The sequence below is a fragment of the Pelagicoccus mobilis genome, from assembly GCF_016595505.1.
GTDB lineage: Bacteria > Verrucomicrobiota > Verrucomicrobiia > Opitutales > Opitutaceae > Pelagicoccus > Pelagicoccus mobilis.
This window is the reverse complement of record NZ_JAENIL010000004.1, coordinates 1-21,857: the sequence shown is the minus strand read 5'-3', so window position 1 is coordinate 21,857 and position 21,857 is coordinate 1. Positions and strand designations below refer to the sequence as shown.

The following is a 21,857-nucleotide window of genomic DNA, read 5'->3' as shown; positions in this document are numbered from 1 at the left end:
CTATCAAACTACAACTATCGGGGCGTCTAGCGGCCGCTTCTGCTAGGCGTCTTCGACTCAAAAATGCACTTTCAAGCCATGCGACTACTCCTCCTCACTTTGTTCATAGCCTCCACTTTCGTGTCGCTCGATGCGAAAGAGGAGCGACCAAATCTGATTTTCATCCTCACTGATGACCAGAGAGATAACTCCTTTTCGGCCATGGGGCATCCATGGGTCGAGACTCCAAATATCGATCGCTTGTTGTCGATGGGGGTACGCTTCGAAAACGCCTATATCGCCGAGCCAACATGTCGACCGAGCCGAGCTTCGATTTTACTCGGGAACCACGAACGCGTAAACAGAAACGGTTTTAGCAGCGCTCACAAAATGAACGCGCACCAGTGGGAAGACAGCTATCCCGTCTTGTTGCAAAAAGGTGGATACGAGACCGGCTATGTTGGCAAGTGGCACGTAAGCATGGAAGGGCTTGCCTTCGAGCAGATGTTTGACTTCTGGGATGGCCACAATGGGCATGGTTCATTTTATTTCGATCAAATCCAACCTAACGGAGAACGGCGGAAGGTAACAACGAATCGCCACCATACGAACAACGCTCTTCGTTTTTTGAGGGAACGCTCAGGTAGCAAGCCCTTTTGCCTGTCCGTTTGTTACGCCACGCCTCATGGCTCGAAGGTTAAAAAGATGCACTCGCCGCTGGACGAATCGGCAAGCGAAAATCCCAATCTAAAGGGGCACCCGATTTACGGAGGGAAGTACCGCGAGTTGGATATCGATTACCCGATGCAGGCTCCTGACAACCCGTATAGCCACATACCGAAGCATGTCATGGACCAAGACAAGGGACGGAACAAGACCTACTCGTATGTGTACGATCCGGATACGAGCAAGGAACATCATTTTCGGTACTACCAGATGATCACAGAGATTGACCAGATGGTAGGGGAGTTGGTTCAGGAGGTCGAAGCTCTCGGGATCGCGGAAAACACGATTATCATTTTCGCGAGCGATCACGGCCTGCTGATGGGGGAATACGGCATGGGAGGGAAAGGGCTCCTTTACGACTTGTCCTCAAAATTCCCCTGCTTCGTCTATGACCCGGCGTCACCTCGTAAAATGCAGGGAACAAGCCGAAAGGAAGTCGTCTCAAGCTTGGACTTGACAGTGACTTTGCTCGACTACGCGGAAGCAGAACCTTCGGAATTCATGACCGGGCGAAGCCTGAAACCTCTCGTAAGGGGACAAAAACCTAACCCAAAGTGGAGAGAGGGACTGTTTCTAGAGAACCTCTACACCGGGCGAGATACGCCGATCCAAGAGGGCTATGTAGATGGGGAGTGGAAATATATTCGATACTCCAAGGCACCTCACCCCTACGCTCAGAGTGACGTGGAATCACCGCAAGAGACGGTTTTCGAGATGTTGTTTTCTCTTAAAAACGATCCAACGGAGATAGACAATCTAGCAGAGAATCCCGAATACAAAGAGAAGCTGCTCGAGCTGCGTAAGGAATGCCTTTCGGAGCTGGGTAAATTGCTAAAACTAAGAAAGAATTACTCGAACAAGTACGGCCTACCGAACTAACGCGAAAGCGTAACCTAACCGCTAATTTCCACCAAAAGCGATGAAGAGCATATCAACTGTTTTAAGTTTATGTTTTGTATTGGGTTGTCTCTTACAGGCTTCGTCCCAACCAAATGTCATAATCATCCTAACCGACGATCAAGGTTACGGAGACCTCTCGATTCACGGAAACCCGATCCTAGAGACTCCGCATTTGGACGCGTTGCATGGTGAAAGCGTCCGCTTCACTGACTTCCACTCGGCGCCAGTCTGCACTCCTTCACGCGGGCAACTTCTCACCGGGCGAGATGCAATGCGCAACGGCGCGTGGTCATGGGCCTTTGGACATGAGATGATCCATGGATCCAATAAGACCATGGCGGATGTATTCAGAGAGAATGGATATCGCACAGGCCATTTCGGCAAATGGCACCTTGGAGACAACTACCCATATCGTCCTGGCGATAAGGGATTCGATGAGACAATCTCACACGGAGGAGCAGCGACTCATCAGACTCCAGACTATTGGCAGAACGACAATTTTGACGATTATTTCCGCCACAAGGACGGATCCTACCGAAAGCACGAAGGCTATGTTACGGATGTATGGTTCGACCTTTCGATCGACTTCATGAGTCGATGCCAAAAAGCGGAGCAACCGTTTTTCCTCTACCTGCCAACCAACGCACCTCACAGCCCTCACTATATCGACGACACCTACGTTGAGCCTTACCTAGGAACAGGGAAGGCCGCTAAGTTTTTCGGCATGATTGCGAATCTCGATGAGAATATAGGGCGTTTAGATGCATTCCTAAAGGAGAGTGGCCTCTCAGAAAATACGATCCTGATCTTCATGAGCGACAACGGAGCGACCGCTGGGTATGGGATCTTCAATGCTGAGATGCGCGGCAAGAAGATGGGCTACTATGAGGGCGGACATCGGGTGCCTTGTTTCATTCGCTGGCCCAATGGGAAATTCGGCGATCCTCGAGATATAGGCGAACTAACCCAGATGCAGGACATCTTCCCGACTTTAATCGATTTTTGTGATTTAAAAACGGATACCGAAACACTTCTAAAGTTCGACGGAACGAGCCTTGCCGCCTTGCTAACCGGAACCCTAGAAAAACTGCCCAGCAGAAAACTCGTCGTCCAATGGTCTCCACTAGACTACCCCGACTATGGACATGCCGCCGTTCTCTGGGGAAATTGGCGATTGGTGCATGACAAGGAGCTCTACAATATCGCAAGAGACCCGGCACAAAAGGACGATATTGGCTACTTGTATCCTGAAATTGTTAGTAGCATGCAATCGCACTACGCGGATTGGTGGGAGACAGTGAAGCCTGTTGTATCCATTTATTCTCGTATCGGCATCGGCGGTGCAGAAAATCCCTCACGATTGAGCTGCTTCGAGTGGACGAAGAAGACGAATACCAAAGTCAACGTTACGGGACAGTCAAAAAGCGTTATGCCGGGCAAAAAGGTTAACGGTAGCTGGATGCTAGATGTGGTGAAAGCAGGCACCTATCGCATCGAACTGCTTCGCTACCCTAAGGAAGCCGATTTTCCAATGGCTGCGGCGTATCCAGAAACAAAGCGCGAGTACAGAACCTTTCCGGAGTGCAAGGCGTTACCCATTGCTCGGGCTCGATTAAAAATCGGCACCTTCGACGGAACGGTGGCAGTTGCGAAGTCAGATAAGGCGGCGGAATTCGAAGTCGAGTTGCCGGAGGGCGAAGTTGAGATGCGCACCTGGCTGCTTGATGCGTCAGGAGAAGAGCTCTGTGGGGCCTATTATGCCGAGGTGGAGCGTCTGTAGGCCGCCCTGTGGTCGAATTGCCCGACTTGTTCGCGACAAGGATTTAGACTAGAATTTCAGCGTAACGACTCGTTGGCACCTTAGTTCGCGATCGTTCAGGCCCCTAGCAGGGATAACATATTCCCTAAAAAAGAACACCTTCGAAGTTTGCACATCGTGAAGAAGACACTGCTCACCCTTGCTACGTTAACCCTCACTCTTGTTGGGAACGCAGCGTACATAGACACCATCGATCAGGTACTGGTCGAGAAAGACCTAGTAGCGGATTTCGGGATGGTCGCCGACGACGCGGCTTCTGATCAAAGCGCTAAATTGCAAGATGCGATCGATGAGATTTCAGCGAAAGGAGGCGGTCGGATCTATCTCCCAGCCGGGACCTACAGCTTCAATTCGATCTACATGAACTCGAACGTGCACTTGGTAATCGACAAGGGCGTCATCATCAAGCCGTTCCTGCATGAAAGCCAAAAGGGAAATGGCGTCTTCCATTTTACCAACAAGTCAGAGAGCCGAAAAGGCGAAGAAGGCTTTATAGAAAACGTGAGTATTCGTTGCTCGGAAGAAGGCGAGTACTTCACCATCGACTACTCTCACATTCCGCTAAACATAAAGCACAAGCGCCAAGAGAAGCACTCAGCACGGGCCTTCAAATGCGTGCAGGTGCGGAACTTCATGATCGAAGGCATGTACGTTATCGACAACTGGACGACACACTGCGCGGGCATCTTCGTGCCGTCTAAGATCGAAGGGTGCGATGAATGGGAAGTTTACAAGCCGACGGCCGGACTGATTCGAAACTTCAAGAGCATAAACTCGAGCCCGGGCTATGGACTCGCGCAATTGCACGCTGGATACGACCTGCGCTTCGAGAACCTTTCCACCACCAATGGCGGAATTACCTTCCGCCTGGAAACGGGTGCTGGCGGGCACTATGGAGGAGTCGATCAGATTTCCGCGGACACCATCTATTGCGAAAACGGCGTCACCGCGATGGCGATGGGACCACACACCGCTAAGAACGGCATGGTGACAGCTCGAAACATTACAGCCTTGAGTTGCGGGACCGCAGTCCAGATGGGCCCTGGGTTCGATGACGGACGTGAAAACTCTGGAGTTCCGGGACGTTTCGCGGATGGATGCTTAATTGAAAATGTACACGCAGTCTATGGCGAAAACGCTCCGATCGCCACAAAGACGATCAGCCATCTCGCGGAGTGGCAACTTGAGCGGCTGTGGTTCGACGAGAAAACCCAACTGATTCGCGGGCCGTCGCAATGGATAGCGCACGACAAGACTGGAGATAGCTGGTCTCCAACCATCAGAGACGTCACCTCGGAGGGCTTTAGTCCCGAGATCAGCCCGGTTTTAGAGCGAGAGAAACAGCCAAGAAGCGACTACAAGGCGATCTTGAAGAACTACTCGATTTGGAAAGAGTTACCTGAGTATTTGAAAGTTGGATCAAAAAAGCCTAAGAAGGAAAGGAAACACTAGGAATTTTTAAGGAAAATGTAGGTCGCCGCGCTGAGGCGACTTTACGAAAATTTGAGTGACGGGTCGACGCCCCGTCCTACAGAGGATTAGAATTTATATGAAGCTTGGTACAGTTATAGCCCTCTTTATTACCTTAGTCGCGTCGCTTTATGCGAAGCAGGAGCGTCCAAATATCCTTTGGATCATTGCTGACGATATGTCGGCTCACTTCAGCTGCTACGGAGAAACGGCTATTGAAACACCCCATTTGGATCGCATGGCTCGCGAGGGAGTGATGTTCACTCAGGCTTACGTGACGGCGCCCGTTTGCTCCACGTCGCGCTCCGCCTTCATCACGGGCATGTATCAAACTACCATTGGCTCGCATCACCATCGTAGTGGGCGCGGTGAATACAAAATTCACCTGCCGGAGGGCGTGAAAATAGTACCCCAGCTTTTCCAAGAGGCAGGCTACTACACCTCGATTCGTGGCTGGAGGGACCGCAAGGATCGACCTGGTAAGACTGACTACAACTTTGAATGGGACGCCGATCTCTACGACGCGGTCGATTGGATTGGGCGCAAGCCAGGGCAGCCTTTTTTTGCTCAGGTGCAAATCCCGGGTGGAAAGCTGCGTGGCAAGGAGATGGAGGATTTCGAGAAGATCCAAAAGATCGCTGAGGAGGAGCTAGGTAGCCGCACCGCGTTAGGTGCGGGCAAACTCCCTCCTTATTACCCGGCACATCCGGATATCGAAGCTGATTGGGCCGCATACTTGGATTCGGTTCGAGTAACCGATTCAACGATCGGTGAGGTTCTCGCTTTGCTCGAAGAACGGGGCGAACTTGAAAACACAGTCGTCCTCTTCATGACCGACCATGGAATCAGCCACGCCCGCGGCAAGCAGTTCCTCTACCAGGAAGGTCTACACGTGCCGCTCGTGATTATGGGACCAGGCGTAGAGCAGGGCGACGTACGTGACGACCTGGTGGAGCACATCGACATCGCTGCCTTGTCGCTGGGCCTAGCGGGAATCGACATTCCGGAAGCGATGCAGGCCAAGGACATTCTAGCGGCCGACTACCAGCCTCGGGTAGCTGTTTTTGGAGCCCGAGATCGCTGCGACGAGACAGTTGAGCATATCCGTTCCGTAACTACATCTAAATTCAAATTTATTCGAAACTACCTGCACGAACGCCCACATATGCAGCCAAATCGATACAAAGACAACAAGCTTATCGTGAAGACTCTTCGTGATCTCGACGCGAGTGGAAAACTAAACGCGATGCAACATGACCTGCTCTTTGCTCCAACGCGGGATCCAGAAGAACTCTACGATTTGGAAAATGATCCATTTGAAACGAACAATCTAGCGAACAACCCCGAGTACGCAGGCGTGCTGGCAAAAATGCGCCAACAACTGGGCGACTGGGAAGAAGCGACTGACGATAAGGGACGTGTTCCAGAGCGATCCGAAATTTACGACAGCGATATGGCGACCTACCAAGAAAAGGTAGACAAGAGCGGCGAGGAGCAGGGAAATATCCTGCGTAGTAACATCGCGCTCATGAAGAAATGGGAAGCCGAAGGCAAATAACTGAACACCGCACTAGCTAATTTTTCTGAATCGTGTCAGTGATATGACCGACTTGTTGCAAAGCGGGCGACACGGTACCCTAAAGGTACCTCCAGCGTCCTGATTTCTCACTTCCTTTCTTATGATTAAAGTCCTTTTTGGAATACTGTCCCTAGCCTCGGCCACCACAATCACCGCCAGCGATCGCCCTAATGTCATTGTGATCGTAGCTGACGATCTAGGCTACGCCGACGTTGGCTTTCACGATGTTGTAGCGGAGGACATCCACACCCCGAACCTTGATCGATTAGCTAATAGCGGTGTCGTATTCAGAAACGCATACGCGTCCTCTCCGATTTGCAGTAATTCGCGACTGGCCATGACCACCGGCCGCTACCAGCAGCGTTGGGGTGCCTATTACTACGGGCAAGGAGGGATGCCGACCACTGAGTTCTCGATCGCCGAAATGATGAAGGAAGCGGGATACCGCACAAAAAAGGTCGGCAAGACGCACCTAAACAACGGACCGAAACAGGATCCGATGAAACACGGCTTTGATAGCTGGATCGGATTCACGCACCACTCTTGGGAGTTCAATTTGATCAGCGACAAAGACGTGGATGCGTACGAGAAGAAGCAAGCCGGGAGCATTGAGAAGGCCCGGATGATCGGCATCGGTCCGTTGACTCGAAACAGTGAGGGTACCGAGTCCTTCGAAAACACAACCACCACAGAGGTCTTTGGGGCCGAATCAATCGAATTTATCGAGCAGGAGCGTGATGAGCCGTTCTACCTGCAGCTAGAGTTCAACGCGGTTCACACGCCGCTGACAAGCGCCCCGAACGAGGAGCTCCGCAGAAAGTACGGTATTCCTGCTCGCCCCTTTGATCGAGATGCGGAGGTCTGGGAATACCCGCATTGGGATCCGGTCGCGAACCCTGATTACAAGAAATGGTACAGCGACATCGCCCATTTGGCGATTACGGATCCTTATGGTCGCAAGATCTACCTCGCGCACTTGGATTTGATGGACTCGGTCATAGGTGAGATTCTGGATACGCTCGACAAAAAGGGGATTCGTGAGAACACGATCGTCTTCTTCTCCTCGGACAATGGCGGTTCAGACCAGTCGTACGCAAATAATGGAGACATCAACGCTTACAAGTACTGTCTTATGGATGGTGGAATCAAAGTGCCGATGGTGCTTTCTTGGCCCGAAGGATTTGGCGAAACCTCGATTGAAGCCTTGGTAACGCACAGAGATCTTTACGCGACACTATCTGAGATTACCGGCATCGCTCCAAAAAATCCGCTCGACGGAAAGAGCTTGCTGCCGCTTATCAAAGGCGACGTGAAGGAGATTCATGCGGGCGAAAAGATGTTTTGGGATTCCGGTCCGAAACGCGTCAACTGGGTCGCTCGCGATGGGGACTGGAAACTCGTGTATAACGGAGAACCCAAGACCTACCACCGTTACGAGCTTGGAGCAGATGGCTTAGTGAAGCCGGAGCTGATCGAAATCGAAGTCGAGCAGGGCATGCAGCTCTACAATTTGAAGGACGACCCGAACGAGACAAAGGACCTTGCCTCAATGAATCCAGAACGTGTCGATCTCATGAAAAAGATGTACACCGAATGGCGCTCGCAGATGGCAGACCCAATAAGCGGTCGCAAAGCGAAGTAGGGCCAAGACGATTAATACCATCTGCAAAAAGGTATAAGCCCACAATCGCCCTTCATGTCAACTAGTTCAAGATATGCGTATTGACGCGGTTACTACGCTTCGTCGGAGCATTACGTTTTGCAGGCTGTTCGCGCTTTATTGAGCTTCCACCGAACCCATTTACCAGTTCTTGGAGGTTGTGCACGTAGCTTTCCAAGCGGCTCGCTTCAGCACTCAGTGAGGCTGCGGATGACGCGCATTCTTCGGAGCTGGCAGCGTTGCTCTGCGCTGTAGAGTCTACTTTTTCCGCCGCTCGCTCGATCTCGGAAATCGCTTCCGCTTGCTTCGCAGTTTCTTCTTCAATGAGACGGATTTTCTGGAAGACATCTGCCGCATTTTCACGGACTTTGGAAAAGGTTCGCGTGGCCTCCTTCGCGCAATCAACTCCATTAGAGATGCTGTTGTTAGAGCTTTCTATAAGGGCCGTCGTATTCTCCGACGCTTTTGCAGACCTTTGAGCGAGCGTACGCACTTCGTCAGCGACGACAGCAAAACCGGCTCCCGCTTCTCCAGCCCGAGCTGCCTCGACAGCGGCATTGAGGGCTAGGATATTAGTTTGGAAAGCGATGTCATTTATCGACTCCATGATCTTCTGCGTTTCATCGCTGTTGGAAGAGATGAGAGTGATGGACTGGTCGAGTCTCTGCATATTGGTATGCGACTCTTCAATGACATGGGAAGTCGAGGTGATCTGCGTATTCGCTTCTTCAGCGTTTTTCGCAGTCGACTGAGTCAAAGCGATCAGATTCGCGATCATCGATGACGTTTCTTCGGAACTCGAGGCCTGAAAGCAGGAGTTGTCCGCCAAGGTTTGGCTCGCGTTATTGATTTGATCTGCCGCAGCATGCAGGCGTTCAGTTCCCTCGGCGACCCCTTTCGTGATTCGTGTAATTGATCTGGAAATACGATTGCTCAACCAGAGATTGAGAAAAATGGATAGGGCGGTGAAGAGTAGGGTGATTGCTGCGGTTGCGTTCCGCTTGAATTTCAGCGCTCGAATCTTGTCGGCAGTTGTATCAAGAATTTCTTGACGAAAGTCAGCCATAAGGTCTGCCAGAGCGAAGTTGCGTCCTTCGCCTTTTTGCTTCAACTCGTTCTCGACCGCAACGTCCCGCGGAAAATCGTAGAACTTTCCGCCGTTGGCGTCTATCAGCAGGGAACGCGTTTTCTGATCGACCCATTTTCCTTCCTCGGAATCTAGAATAGCATCGACCTTGTCCAAGGCGGCGCCGGTAGCGAGGTTACGGAAATGCTTGAGAGCCAGATCGCTCTTGCTGAAGTGGCTTTCCATATGGGCGTAAGCGTCCAGCGGGTAATCGTCCGTTTGATGCCCCCAAATCATCAAGCCCATGTATTCGCTCGCTTCGCTCTGGAAGTCCAGAAACAGGTTGTAGGAAAGAAGCATCAAGCTGAGGTCCTTATCGGACGTCTCCTGAATGAGAGCAGGATAGATACGTTGGAGAATCGACTTGAAGCGGTTGTACTCAGCCATTGCCTCGTTGTAGGGCAGTCCTGCGGCGACAGCGACTCGGTGATCGACCATCAACTTGGCTTGAGTCTCGACCTCGGCCATCACCGTGTGAAGTTGCTCACTGTAGCGACTTTGCTCCATGTCCGACCAGAGGCTGATCGCTCGTTCTATAGAGGTCTCCAGAGCCTCCGAGTCCTTAGCGAACTTCCGTCGAATCGAGAGAACGGTTTTCTCGTCGTTATCCTGTATCGCGGTCGGGACAAACGACCAAACGCTAGCAGAGGCGTTCGCATTGTGGGCTCCGGTCTCCGCCAAAATGGCAGCGAGCTCCATCGATTCTTCGAAGGACAAGAATTCCCGGGTTTCCTGGAAGCGGTCGATAGTCAGCTTCAAACCAAAGCCGATCGCGCAGACCAGAGGCAGAGCCGAGAGAATGATCAATTTCGTTTTAAGGGAGAGTTTAGCCATTGTGGGTGATGATGAGAGGGTAAACGTCCGTACTGGTATTACCTCATACAATCGATCATCCGTGAGTGCATGTAAACTGGCGTGCGAGCCTGACTATGTTTTTAAGAGAATTTTCCCAATTGCAACGATTGGTAACAGAAGACGCCTAGGAGCGACTTCAGCCCCAGGCAATAGAACCTGCAGGAAGGACCTAAACAGCAGTAGTCGTGCTAGCACTACTAGCTTTATTTAGTCCGTAACTGGAAAAGGAGTGTGGGTCCTCCGAGAGCCGTGTCTTAAACGCTACAACAAACTCTCAGCAGGTTGGGTGGTGGCAGGAACGGGTAGAGTTCTTGTTCAGACTCATGACCCAAAGAGGGCTCTCGAAATCCAGTTCAGAGGTGCAAGTCCCTATTAGACATAATATCTATTGTGCGTCTTCTAAAACCAATTCTGAGGGGATGAGTATTTTCCGCAATGTACCAGAAAACACCCTAGATGAGCGTTTTACTCATGAGTGCCAGTCCTTGATTGATATCACTTTGTGAATAAGACAATGGATCGAGATTCTTCAGTTTGGGATTACTGCGGGCATTTGAATACGCCGCGTCGTCGTAGATTTAGAACTTTGTCCCGAAGCTCTGGAAGTTAAACGAAACAGACTCCAGGCCCTACAGCCTTAGGATACTTTGCGTCATCGAGCCGTTTATCGCTAATTGGCTTAAACTGTATGTAAACCTAACTACCGTCAGGTTTACCTCCTCGTTTCTTTGATCTTATCAAAAAACCGGAAGTGCAGGATTTCTCCATGCGACAGCGAGCAATGCACCAACTCCCCAGACAAGCAATCCCACGGCACGATTTCAAATTCTAGATTTTCGGAACTAAGTTCGAACAATTCGTACCAGCTACAGCTGTCGAAGCCAATTGAAGTCTCAGACTGCGAATAATTCCTGACCGATGCTTTTACGACGTAGACAGCTCCGATTGAGAGCACTCCATCAGTCCTGTGCTCCAAAACGCCAGAATCAACAACCTCAGCGAACAGCGAAAGCGGTTTCGCCAATCCACAGGCAGCTGAGCCCAGCAGTAAAAACGCAAAGATCGCGTGTCTCATGCAAACCAGTACGATATGGAGCTCGAAGTGGATTCCACCGCCCTTCCCTGCTTACTGTAGTTGTATTACGGTTACATTAAGACAATGACTGCAAACTCCTCACAAGAGTAACGATAGCCAACGCTGCTGATGATGAAGGCAAACAAGTCTAGCCGCACAATTACACCCCCACTTCGACAAACGAAGCACAACCCTTTGCCTTTTGAACATTGACCCGTTCGGTGTTCAGTTAAACGAACCTGACTCCGTGCTTTGCGGCCGCCTCAGGATGGATTTCGTCATTGAGCTGTTCTTTGTGGCTTGGAATAAGCCGTATGAAAACCTTACTACCAACAGGATTAGCTAGTGGGATCCTTTGACCTTGTCAGAAAAAGGAAGCTCAGGATTTCTCCATACGCCAGCGCTTCGGGCGTGCAATCCCACGGTACGATTTCAAATTCTAGATTTTCGCAACTGAGCACGAACAATTCGTACCAGCTACAGCCGTTGAAGCTAATCCTAGCCTCAGACTGCGAATAATTCCTTACCGACGCTTCTACGATGTAGACAGCTCCGCTAGAGAGTGCCGATCATCCCCGCGCTCCAAAAACGCCAGAACACACAACCAAGGCGAACAATGAAACCGGTTTTGCAACCACAGGCTGCTGAGACTAGTATCCATTCGTTCGCGACACGCTCTAGAGCGTTTTTCAAGTAGAGGTACGCACGAACACGAAACGCGAGAGCGTCCGGTCAACGCCCGGACCTACAGCTAAAGAGCCCAACATCTCTGCGGGGCGCCGTAGTTAGGGCGACATTCAAGATGCTACCCTGCCAAACAAATGAAGCACGCTCTAAGTTGGGCGGACTAGATGAGACAAAACGGTCGGAGTTCACGCTTCAGCGGGCTTATCGGTTGCCGCCTAAAGACGGGATTCCAACAGTTGGATTCTTTTCCACTGAATTTGCTGGTGAACCCCAAAAAAAAGGACAGCCGCTCATCGGTTGCCCTTTTGTTCGAAGTCGTTTCCGTCTCTATCGTCCGCAGAATTTGCGGCGGATTGTAGCGAGGCCGATGATACTTACTCCGAGAAGCAAGACCGTAGATCCTGTATCGGGTACTTTGGAGGCCGATTCTACAACCCACGCAACGTCCATTGCGTTTCGAGCACGAGCTGTGTGCGTGAGGGTGTCTGTATTCAGGCCTGAAAAACGAACAACACCACCTGCAACGGTTCCGGTAACCTGCGTTCCGCTAATGCCTACACTGCCAGATACGAGCGTTGGAACCAGTCCCAGGTCGAGAATTGCTAAAGGCGTGTCTTGGGAAGAGTTCTCCTTAAGGTAGAACAGTATGCTATGAATGTTTCTATCAAAGGAAATCACGAAGCCGCTCCCAAATGTGTGAAGGCGATCGGAGTTCGCTAATGCCGGGCTGAAATTGCCTCCTGAAAATACAGTAGAGTTGTCAGTCGTGGTTGTATTCGTTTTCCATGAGGCAAAACCTGAAATGGACCATTCGGCAGATCCACTGATGCCTTCAGCGTTAGCCCAATGTGTGGTGTTTCCACCCCCTACTCCAGTCACGTCAAAAGCGATGCCGTATGCAGATAGCGACGATACGACTGCTGCGATTGAGATTAAGAGACATCGTGTGATCTTTGCCTGGAGGAGATTGCAGTTCATACTTTAAATCAGTTTGGAGTGTTTAGGAGAGCATTTCACAAAGCATACCTTGTGCCGTAATTGGCAGCAAACAGCATTACAGCACGTAAGCACTTACCCTGCAGCACCTTGAGCGTAGCCCCTTAAATCTAAAGATCTACGTTGTGTACAGGTTCTTTACAGTAAGCAGAGCGTTTTACAAAAGAGCATAGATTTGGGACGTGTCGGCAGACACGATTCGAACGTATTCACCATCCTAATTCAGTTATAAGTGTCTTCCTTAACTGTGTGACGGTTTTGCTAACGTCGATCGAACGCCTATATATGGAGGTTCGAATACGATAAGCCCTGAAGTCTCGATTGAGAATAGTCGACAGACAGTGAAAGCCCCAGTCAAAGTTTGGCGAACTCCCAAAGCTATGAAGCACTCCATAGGCTTTTTCTTGGCAATGAGTCTTGCTGCCGAATTTTCTACAGGAACTGAAGTCACGACCTTCGGGCAATCCATTGAAAAAGCGCCCAATTCGATGGATTCTCGAATTGCTGCCGACGCATCTGAAACCGACAAAACCTATGAACTGGATCCATTTGTCGTATCCGCGTCGAGACACTATGAAGCACAGCTTGAAGCGCCAGCGTCAGTAAGCGTGCTCCAGTCGGAGGATTTGCTGCGCGATGGTGTGCCATCAGTTGTGACTTCACTCAGAAGCCTTCGAGGGGTCGACATTCATCAGGTCGGAGTTGGAAACAATCTAGTGGCGGTACGCGGTTTTAAAAACGCGTTTTCCTCGTACACATACACCATGGTTGACCAGCGTGACTCCTACAATCCTGGTCTCGGATTGGTTTACTATCCAAGACTGCCAATCGACGTGCTAGATATCGAGCGTATCGAAGTCGTTAGAGGTCCTGGTTCCGCCCTTTACGGTCCTGGCGTAGAACAAGGAATCATTCACTTCATCACAAAGGACCCGTTCGAACACCCCGGCACATCCATTTCCCTAGGCTTCGGAACGCAGTCTACCGCGCAAAGCTCATTCCGAAACGCTGGCGTTCTGAATGACAAATTTGGATACAAGCTTACGGGCTCGTACATGGAAGGAACTGACTGGGAACTCGAGGAGTCAAATCCTCATGACGCCCAGATACTGCAGGCGATTGTTCCAGAAATTAGAGGCTTAGATGGAGAGGTCTCGCGCGTGCTCAATGGCCGGGACTACGGTGTCTATTCCTTCAACCTAGCCGGACAACTCCAATATCGTCCCGATGAAGATACTCGGGTGACCGCACATGCCGATTACGCACGCACCAAAAACATACTAAACGCCAGCCTCGGCGAAATCCAAGTGGATGGCTCTGAACTCATCACAGGGCAAATCAAGTACGCCAAAGGAGCTTTTTTCGCCCAAGCTTACGGTGTACAGTCGTACGTCAATGGCACCAACTGGTTTTATCGGGCTGGAAGCGACATGCATGAAAGAAGCAGTGAAATCAACTTGCAGGCTCAGTACAAAATGGAAGCAGCCCATAAGGAAGGTGAACCTCTGATCTTTGGTATCGACTACAAGCGAACAAACCCACGCACGAAAGGCACTGTGACGGGACGCTTCGAAAACGACGATCGATTCAATGGGATCGGAGCTTACCTGCATGGTGGCCTAAAGTTCCGCAAGGTCCTCGAAATCAAGGCGTCAGGCAGACTCGACTACATAGACGTGACAGATGAGACCGTACTGTCGCCACGCCTTGCTTTGCTTTACAAGGCAACACCCGAGCGACGCTTTCGGTTGACCTATAATCGAGCCCTGTCACGGCCGATCGCATCAGACTTTTTTGGCGACCTCAAGGTCCAGGCCACCGACTTTTTCAACGTACGTTTCCTTGGCGGCTCTGACGCCTTAACCTTTTCAAATCCGCTCGCCACAACGAGCTTCGTAGGTCCAGGCAAAGACACAGGTATCGGCATATCTACTACACGTGCCTACTCCGCCTTGTTATCCGCGGTCTCAGATTACTTGTATCCAGACAATTCTCACGCCTTGCAGGCACTATTGCTCAGCAAAACGTCTCAATTGACCGGCTTTACAAAAGGCGTCATGCTTTTTCCATCCAACGAGAATGAACCGCCTCGATTCGTTGACGTGCCGCTAGAATCCCAACAACTCAGCTCTCCAATAACGGAAACACTGGAAATCGGTTTCAACGGTACAATTGCGGAGAACGTCTCAGTCGCAGTAGATGCCTATTATTGCAAGAAGAAGGACTTCGTGTTCGCCCACACGCTTACGCCCTTCGTAGCGATCTCAGGGAGCGATCTCGCAGCGGAGCTCGAGCGAAGCATCCACGCAGGCTTCACCGATGAAGAGCTTCTTACTTACGGTATCGATGTAGATACTCTCGCAAACGCCTTTAGCCAAACGGCCCCTAGCTTTGACGGTGTCATTGGGATTGTAGAACCCGAGCAGAATCATGACCCCACAACTCCACCCGAGGTAGTCTTGGCCCAGCTCAACGCTGGCACGCTCGACTATTTTGGTGCCGAATGCTCAATCGAAGCCCACTTAAGCGAGAGCTGGACCGCCTACGCAAACTACACCTGGGTAAGCGACAATTTCTTTGACCAGAAAGATCTCGGTCTCCTTGGCACCGGATTCGAACTCTCAATGAATAGCCCAGAGCAAAAGTTCAATCTCGGCCTGAGCTACCGTAACAGCAAGGGACTCACCCTATCCTGCGACTTGCGTCATGTCGGTGAATTTCGGGTGTCGGACGGAATCCACTACAACGGGCTGGTAGACTCCTACACATTGACGGACCTCGGTTTCAACTACCTCTTTTCAGGCTCCGCCAGAGGACTCAGTCTTGCTGTGACCGCCCAAAACGTATTCGACCACGACCATCGCGAATACATAGGCTTCCCCAAGATTGGGCGCCGCATCACGTCCCGCCTAAGCTACCGTTTTTGACGAGACTTAAGATCTGCGACCTCCACCGGAAGCGGAACGCCGTCCGACCTTCCAGTTGGCAGAGTCTTCTACCGTCGGGTTTTCTCGAATACTGTCTATAAACTCAGAGAGTCGCCACGCATCTACGCTTCTACGGATCGGAGCGCTGTGAACCTGCCCGTTCCTAATCTCATAGGCTTTTCGTGTACCTGTTAGCTCAATACGGTCCGTATACGAGGTTCTCAAAATATGCCCGACCGCCGTCCCGTTTCCGATCTTGCCACCAGAGTACTTAGGATAGCCGCCCTGCTTCGAGCCGTAGAGGACAACAAAGTCAACTTTCCCTTTTCGGATGCTTATTGCTATTCTGTCGTTGGAGACTGTTTCAGAAAACGAATACAGCTGGAGCTCTTGATAGTAATTAAAATCGGATGCACTCGGCGACGCTAGCAATTCGAAGCCAGATCCCCTACCTCCGCGCGAATCGCCAAAGAATACATACGCCGCCGCGCTCAGTATTACCACGACCAAACTAAGCGCCCCGGAGATTTGCCTGTATCTTCCTTTCGACATGAAAACCGCCCCGACTCTACTCGCACTCCACTCCAGCCAGGTGCTGCCTGATCACAGCTTTCATTTTTTCGATCTCCGCGGACTTCTGGTTTAGCTCATCCAGTTTCTGCAGCAAAAACGGTCGCAGCTCGACCAAAGACAACTCATCTGCCTCGGAGCAATCAAAGATGTTCTTAATCTCTTTAAGCGTGAACCCACAGGATTTTCCGCAACGAATCATCTCGATCCGCAGCAAAGCGCTTTCGTCGTAGTCCTGATAGAATCGACTACCTGCTGGCTTTCGGAACGACCGAATCAAACCAAGCTCCTCGTAGTGGCGAATACCGTCTTTGCTCAATCCCGTCTGCTTGCAAATCTCACTTATCTTCATTCTTGGTAAAACCTCTTGACTGTGGGGTATACCCCACAGGCTATCATGCAGCCATAACGTGCTACGCACGCAAGAAAATCATGGCTAAAAAGGAACTCACCATCATCGGAGCAACCGGCTTCCTCTCTACAACTATCACCAAGCATCTTGTCTCTCTAGGAGTCAAAGTGCAGGTTGTCGTTCGCGATCCAGAGAATGCCAAGAACGCGCTGCCTGACTGTGTCGAGATTGTCCAGGGAGACGTGAGCGACGCAGAGAGCTTGATTCGTGCTCTAGACGGCACAGAGACGCTCTACATCCATCTCAACACCGAGACCACGGACATGAACCTGCCGTTTTACACGGAGCGTGAAGGCGTACAGAACATCGTTCAGGCAGCGAAACACAATGGAGTGAAGCACATCATGCAGATAGCTGGGTTGGAATCTCTCCACGAAGAGTTCTTCCTCAACGGCACCATCGAAACCCGGAAAATCAGAGAAGCTGGAATGAAATGCATCGAGGATTCCGACATTCCGTACACCTTCTTCTACTGCTCATTCTTTGCTGATTCGTTTACCCGTTTCGTCGACAACAATGTGGCCTATCTCTTTGGGATACTCCCGCACGAAGCGCATTTCACGAGCAGCTTTCAATTGGCTGGCCACATATTCGAAGCGATCGACAACTCCCAAGCGCTCAATCAGAGATATCCCGTACAAGGGTCTGAAGCGATGACTTTCGCAGACGCGGCTCAACGCTTCTTCAAGGTTTATGATCCTAAGGTTTCTGTCCAAACGCTTCCGCTTGAAACCATCGATCAATTGGGGCTGCCTTTAGCGGAAGCCGCCTTTCTGAAGCGTATCTGGGAGGTCTGTGCAGGATTCGAGGAACGCTTTGTATCAGGAGAGACCTACGAGAACCTTGGGAAGCCTTCCGCAAGTATCGAAGCCCTTGCCGCCACATTGAAGGAAAATGTTTTATCGTAGTTTTAGTTCTAATACACGCAACGCCCTCCCCGACCCACAAACAAAAACCGACGAATATTAGCCACAAAAAGACACAAAGAATCACTCTGTTGCAAAATCTGCCTTATAAAGCAGGCACTACTGGAGGATCTTTTTGTGCCTTTTCGTGGCCAAGAGATCACCGTTCGATCAAAGCACTCCCGCCAGAGACTTAACCTGAAGTGCACGATTGTACGATCGCTCGAGTTACAGCACGTGCTTCGCGAGCACCTTCTGGAGATCGTAGATGTTTACCTTCTTGTTGAATTTCTTCTGGATGGGATTCGGGTCGCTGCCGATCCAGATTTTCAACTCCGCATCCAGGTCGAAGCTTCCTGCAGTTTCGATGCTGTACTTAGTGATTTTTGAATACGGAATGGTCAAGTACTGCACCTTGCGGCCTGTCATGCCTTGCACGTCGACAATGATTAGACGCCGATTAGTAAAGATGAACTTGTCCCGAAAAATATTGAAACCGACCTCGATTGTTTGTTCATCAGTCAGCAGCTCTCCGTATTCCGAGCTGCCCTAATTAACAATAGCCATGGTTTCTTAGTTTTTGGACATGAGGAACGTGAGGTACTCTTCCAATCCTCCCAGCTCCTCTATTTTTGCTTCATCCGGGGCCCAGGTTAGGATCGACATTGTGGGTCCATTTCCTGCGGCGTACACAATCTGGCGCCCTGTCAACACTTGTTGCGAACTTCCAAAATCGATCTGTCCCAGCTCTAAGTTTTTTAACAATCCAGCCTTCCAGCTGGCTGTTTCGTTCTTATTGAAGATCACCACGGGTGATCGATAGGGAAACTCTTTTTCGTCATGCTTTAGTGTGATGGCTTCGTATTCATTGTTGTCGACCTTCAGACTTCCGACCCACGGAGTCGTCGCCTCGGTATCCACAGACGGTGAGCACCCGGAGATCGCTAAGACAATGATGGCTAGTGTAAGTTTAATGCTTTGATTCATCGGTTTGTTGGGTTCCTTTTATCATCTCGGCGACCGTCAACGACTCACGACTTAGGACCTGCAGTGTCCGGAGCTGTGAGCGCCGCTTTCGTCTGTGATTTTTTGTTCTCGAAAGTCCAGACAGGCCCCTTCCAGTCTTTTAGTCCGTCGGAGAATTCGGTGAAAGCTCCATTTGTATACTCATCAATGGTTCGTCTCCAAAACCTCTTTGCGGGCTCGTTTTTCTCATGCGTTCGAATCTCCCAGAATCCGTGGAACGTTTCAAAAGCTGCGAGTGCAGCGGAACGTCCGACTCCAATCTTTCGATACTTTCGCATAATGAATAACTCGGCCACACTGTGATCGAGGCTTTCGGAATAACCGAAACGGTTCAATAAGACAAAGCCCACGTTTTTGCCGTCGACCTTCACGAAATACGGATGTCGCTCAGATTCGGTCCAGTAGTGATCTAGGTAGCGGTATCCAAATTCTCCACAACGGTTTGGGTCTGTTGATTCGAACTCGCTAAGATCGTAGAGATAAAGTTCGAGCATCCTCTTCAGGACTGGTTTCTCTTCGAAAGGTACGAGTTGTAGTTCAATTTTCATTTTTTCTACGGTCAAAACAGAGGGCGAGCTCCTGCGCTCGTCGCCTAATGCATCTGGTTGTGCTTTCGGTTCTTTGTACCGACTGCTCTGAATAAATGCCGAAGGCGGACTTCGATTGTCTCATCTTGCTCCATACGAATGACGGATCCTCCCTTTTCTTCATAAGCTTTGATCCACAGTTCGTGCCTAAGACGGCTTCGCATTGAGGCGTCTGCGCTATCATAGCTTTGAGCCCAATCCTCAAACTCTTGGAAATGGGGTACCCGAAAACCTCCGGAATCAAGGCAGTCATCGCCAAATCTCTTCTTTTCTCTTTCTCTAAGCCTGCGCCTACGGATACCCCAAGGAAGTGATATGAATACCGCGAGTGTCGTAAGCTTCAATATCGGGGACCCCCAAGAACACATACATCCCGAAAGCACCCAGTTCTCATGCGGATCTAGCTGTTGCTTGATGCTGTCGATTCTTCGTTCATGTGGCACCACCGATTTGTATGGAGGATCTGTCTTCTCCCAGTAGAAGTCGTCCGTATCCAAATGGTAGCACTGTGATTGCTCCGCGAATCCCACAGCTAATGTGGTTGTGCCGGTTCCTGAAGCTCCAAAGACGTAGATTCGATTCATCTTGTTTGCAAAACGTCAAATCCGCACCATGGCGGTTTCGGTTGAGGCTCCACATCCATTGAAGTTCGTATTCATAGCTTCGCTACAAAGAGACGGAAATTTGCCGTGATAGTGTGTGCGTTGCCTCGCTCAAACTACTAGTGACAACTTCTGGAGCTCAGAAATTAAACAGATCTCCGATAAGCTCAAAGATCCCCATGATACCTTCGAGGACTGCCTCGAAGATGCTTCCGACTATATCTAAAATTCCGCCTCCTTCAGCAACTGCTGGTCCAGAAATACCTGCAACTGCTGCTAGTAAGAGAGCAGCAACTACAATCTGAAATCCAGCGACAAGCCAAACGATTCCTGCAGTCAAAAACAGAAAACATCCGAGCACGGCTAGGATGCGCTGAAAGACTGAGTGTTTCATTTCTCTCTTTTCTTTTTTCATATTGGATTCCTGATTTTGGTTGGAACGTCAAAGGCTCGCAACGGAGTGGCGTCAGCGTCCGGAGTTGTGAGCTCCTTTGTTACTGTGTGTTATTCTGTTGGATTTGAAGGGGTATCCACACCGGTAAAATCCGTTTCGAGGTTCTCAAGCTTGTGGTTCGAACCGAAGCCAAAGACTACCCTTGATACTTTCCTCGGTTTGTTTCCTCTTTCTACTTTCGTCATACAGGCCAGTGAAAACACCAATCTTCGGTCTTTATAGTCCATCTTGAATGGGGCATCGATATCATCGCCTCTATTCATAATTTCCATCATTAACTCTGTGTTGCTAGATTCGTACGGAAATCGCTTTTTTAGCGCTTGGAGGATTTCACCTTCGCTTTTGCATCCATACTTTTCTAGCTCGAAAAAACCGATTACCGCCTGATGTCCGCAGTTTAAATCGGAACTTGCTGCTATAGAGGAAAACGCCAGCCACGTGACGAAGGTGAGTGTGTGGATTCTTTTCATATTTATTATCCAACGTCAAAGTGATGCGATGCCGACTTCGGTTGAGTCTCCAAGTCTGTTGTGGTTGATTTTCATGGGGCTGTAGTCAAAGAGGCGGGCGTTTGTCGGCATTGCCCCGACCTTGTTCGGTCTTTTTCCATTTTATTTCTCCGACATTAAATTCCGACTTTGGGAAGGCTCTTGCTTCTTCAATAGAGTAGCACATTTCACCTGCCATAACTTTTCCTGTTACTCCCAAGCATCTTAACCAGTACCTTTCGTAATCTTCCTCTCCTTCTTCCGAGACAACGATCAAAAATGCTTTCGTCTTCTCTATCTTCCCGTCTACAGGGCAGCCAACTGGAAAAACAGGAGGATCTATTTCAGCGTATTCTACAACTGGATATCCTTCTATCGTTTTGGTGATCATAGTTTTTACCGAAGGTCGAGCGCATGCGATGGAGACAGGCGGAGCCTGTCGAAATTGTATGCGACGATTTGTTCGAATTCTTAATACTGCCTAGGTGTTCCCGCCCCAAGATCGGCAGGTAATGATGACGTTTCGACTGCGACCAATTTTCCGTCTATAAATCGAAGCTTTACTTCAATTATGGTCAAATAGGCCTGAGTGACAGTCGTAGATTTCAAATTCCCATAGCTCCCGGATACTGAAAGACCGCGCGGCGTCTTTCTTATATATGTCCACTTTTCCTCAAGCGGGTTTGTGTTTTTCTTCTTTCGTTTGGTGTATGGCCTACCTAGATGCTCGCGAATAGTCGATTGATCCATCCCTAGATGGAGAGTGAATCCTCTTTTGGTATCCAAATCAGGAGCTAGATGCCAAGGACCGTTTACCGCATCATTGCTAGGACTTTCCGTCGTGCTGCAGCCAACAAGCAGGAATGCAACGATCCAAATTAGAGTGATACTTTTTGTCGGATTTTTCATTTTTTCGTCGAATCGAGATAGAGGGGAGCCTCACGGCTCCTCCCCTCTCACACCACCCGGCATACGGATCACGTACCAAGGCGGTTCGGTTAAGGTTGCGGTCAG

Annotated in this window: 18 protein-coding genes and 1 pseudogene; 7 read left to right on the top strand and 12 right to left on the bottom strand. The window is 50.2% G+C overall.

Translation table 11 applies throughout. The features are described 5' to 3' along the window. Nucleotides 1–78: 78 nt before the first annotated feature. The 5 genes from JIN87_RS02810 (at nucleotide 79) to JIN87_RS02790 (ending at nucleotide 8,115) form a co-directional block, all read left to right on the top strand. Nucleotides 79–1,584 carry a sulfatase-like hydrolase/transferase gene (locus JIN87_RS02810; RefSeq protein ID WP_200353997.1) on the top strand — a complete coding sequence of 502 codons (1,506 nt, stop codon included), beginning with the start codon at nucleotides 79–81 and terminating at the stop codon, nucleotides 1,582–1,584. A gap of 40 nt (nucleotides 1,585–1,624) precedes the next feature. Then, the gene (locus JIN87_RS02805; protein WP_200353996.1) at nucleotides 1,625–3,385 is read left to right on the top strand and encodes an arylsulfatase; all 1,761 of its coding nucleotides are present in this window, start codon (nucleotides 1,625–1,627) and stop codon (nucleotides 3,383–3,385) included. 156 nt (nucleotides 3,386–3,541) lie between these two features. After that, on the top strand, nucleotides 3,542–4,876 hold the full coding sequence (locus tag JIN87_RS02800) for a glycosyl hydrolase family 28-related protein (RefSeq protein ID WP_200353995.1): 1,335 nt from the start codon (nucleotides 3,542–3,544) through the stop codon (nucleotides 4,874–4,876). Between the two features lie 97 nt (nucleotides 4,877–4,973). Next, nucleotides 4,974–6,452, top strand: a complete 1,479-nt coding sequence (locus tag JIN87_RS02795; protein WP_200353994.1) for a sulfatase family protein — start codon at nucleotides 4,974–4,976, stop codon at nucleotides 6,450–6,452. A gap of 121 nt (nucleotides 6,453–6,573) precedes the next feature. After that, entirely contained in the window at nucleotides 6,574–8,115 is a 1,542-nt protein-coding gene (locus JIN87_RS02790) for a sulfatase family protein (RefSeq protein ID WP_200353993.1), read from the top strand. Between the two features lie 61 nt (nucleotides 8,116–8,176). Here the strand turns inward: JIN87_RS02790 and JIN87_RS02785 are convergent, their stop codons facing one another. The 3 genes from JIN87_RS02785 to JIN87_RS02775 all read right to left on the bottom strand — a co-directional run bounded on the left by JIN87_RS02785 (nucleotide 8,177) and on the right by JIN87_RS02775 (nucleotide 12,854). Next, nucleotides 8,177–10,093 (bottom strand): methyl-accepting chemotaxis protein, encoded by a 1,917-nt coding sequence (locus JIN87_RS02785; RefSeq protein WP_200353992.1) that lies wholly within the window; start codon nucleotides 10,091–10,093, stop codon nucleotides 8,177–8,179. A gap of 733 nt (nucleotides 10,094–10,826) precedes the next feature. Continuing rightward, nucleotides 10,827–11,189: a hypothetical protein gene (locus JIN87_RS02780; RefSeq protein ID WP_200353991.1), complete on the bottom strand. Its 363-nt coding sequence runs from the start codon at nucleotides 11,187–11,189 to the stop codon at nucleotides 10,827–10,829. Nucleotides 11,190–12,203: 1,014 nt separating this feature from the next. Continuing rightward, nucleotides 12,204–12,854: a VPDSG-CTERM sorting domain-containing protein gene (locus JIN87_RS02775; RefSeq protein ID WP_200353990.1), complete on the bottom strand. Its 651-nt coding sequence runs from the start codon at nucleotides 12,852–12,854 to the stop codon at nucleotides 12,204–12,206. A 398-nt stretch (nucleotides 12,855–13,252) separates the two neighbouring features. On the opposite strand from JIN87_RS02775, the gene JIN87_RS02770 reads away from it, so the two are divergent. Then, nucleotides 13,253–15,799 carry a TonB-dependent receptor gene (locus JIN87_RS02770; protein ID WP_200353989.1) on the top strand — a complete coding sequence of 849 codons (2,547 nt, stop codon included), beginning with the start codon at nucleotides 13,253–13,255 and terminating at the stop codon, nucleotides 15,797–15,799. A gap of 6 nt (nucleotides 15,800–15,805) precedes the next feature. Here JIN87_RS02770 and JIN87_RS02765 read toward each other — a convergent pair whose 3' ends face one another. Both JIN87_RS02765 and JIN87_RS02760 read right to left on the bottom strand, forming a co-directional pair. Further along, entirely contained in the window at nucleotides 15,806–16,351 is a 546-nt protein-coding gene (locus JIN87_RS02765; RefSeq protein WP_200353988.1) for a hypothetical protein, read from the bottom strand. A gap of 16 nt (nucleotides 16,352–16,367) precedes the next feature. Then, nucleotides 16,368–16,721 carry a MerR family transcriptional regulator gene (locus JIN87_RS02760; protein WP_200353987.1) on the bottom strand — a complete coding sequence of 118 codons (354 nt, stop codon included), beginning with the start codon at nucleotides 16,719–16,721 and terminating at the stop codon, nucleotides 16,368–16,370. A gap of 80 nt (nucleotides 16,722–16,801) precedes the next feature. Here JIN87_RS02760 and JIN87_RS02755 point away from each other — a divergent pair, with 80 nt between their 5' ends. Continuing rightward, nucleotides 16,802–17,689: an SDR family oxidoreductase gene (locus JIN87_RS02755; protein WP_200353986.1), complete on the top strand. Its 888-nt coding sequence runs from the start codon at nucleotides 16,802–16,804 to the stop codon at nucleotides 17,687–17,689. A gap of 225 nt (nucleotides 17,690–17,914) precedes the next feature. Here JIN87_RS02755 and JIN87_RS02750 read toward each other — a convergent pair. From JIN87_RS02750 to JIN87_RS02720, 7 genes and pseudogenes are all read right to left on the bottom strand, one after another. Beyond that, nucleotides 17,915–18,226, bottom strand: a pseudogene (locus tag JIN87_RS02750) (PH domain-containing protein); the annotation flags it as partial. A 33-nt stretch (nucleotides 18,227–18,259) separates the two neighbouring features. Beyond that, nucleotides 18,260–18,673, bottom strand: a complete 414-nt coding sequence (locus tag JIN87_RS02745; RefSeq protein WP_200353985.1) for a restriction endonuclease subunit S domain-containing protein — start codon at nucleotides 18,671–18,673, stop codon at nucleotides 18,260–18,262. 44 nt (nucleotides 18,674–18,717) lie between these two features. Next, the gene (locus tag JIN87_RS02740; protein WP_200353984.1) at nucleotides 18,718–19,260 is read right to left on the bottom strand and encodes a GNAT family N-acetyltransferase; all 543 of its coding nucleotides are present in this window, start codon (nucleotides 19,258–19,260) and stop codon (nucleotides 18,718–18,720) included. A gap of 44 nt (nucleotides 19,261–19,304) precedes the next feature. Next, nucleotides 19,305–19,883, bottom strand: a complete 579-nt coding sequence (locus JIN87_RS02735) for an AAA family ATPase (RefSeq protein ID WP_200353983.1) — start codon at nucleotides 19,881–19,883, stop codon at nucleotides 19,305–19,307. A 157-nt stretch (nucleotides 19,884–20,040) separates the two neighbouring features. Further along, nucleotides 20,041–20,316 carry a hypothetical protein gene (locus JIN87_RS02730; protein ID WP_200353982.1) on the bottom strand — a complete coding sequence of 92 codons (276 nt, stop codon included), beginning with the start codon at nucleotides 20,314–20,316 and terminating at the stop codon, nucleotides 20,041–20,043. A gap of 89 nt (nucleotides 20,317–20,405) precedes the next feature. Then, complete coding sequence (locus JIN87_RS02725) at nucleotides 20,406–20,825, bottom strand: hypothetical protein (protein WP_200353981.1); 420 nt, start codon at nucleotides 20,823–20,825, stop codon at nucleotides 20,406–20,408. 85 nt (nucleotides 20,826–20,910) lie between these two features. Further along, nucleotides 20,911–21,234 carry a hypothetical protein gene (locus JIN87_RS02720; protein ID WP_200353980.1) on the bottom strand — a complete coding sequence of 108 codons (324 nt, stop codon included), beginning with the start codon at nucleotides 21,232–21,234 and terminating at the stop codon, nucleotides 20,911–20,913. Nucleotides 21,235–21,857 lie beyond the last annotated feature (623 nt).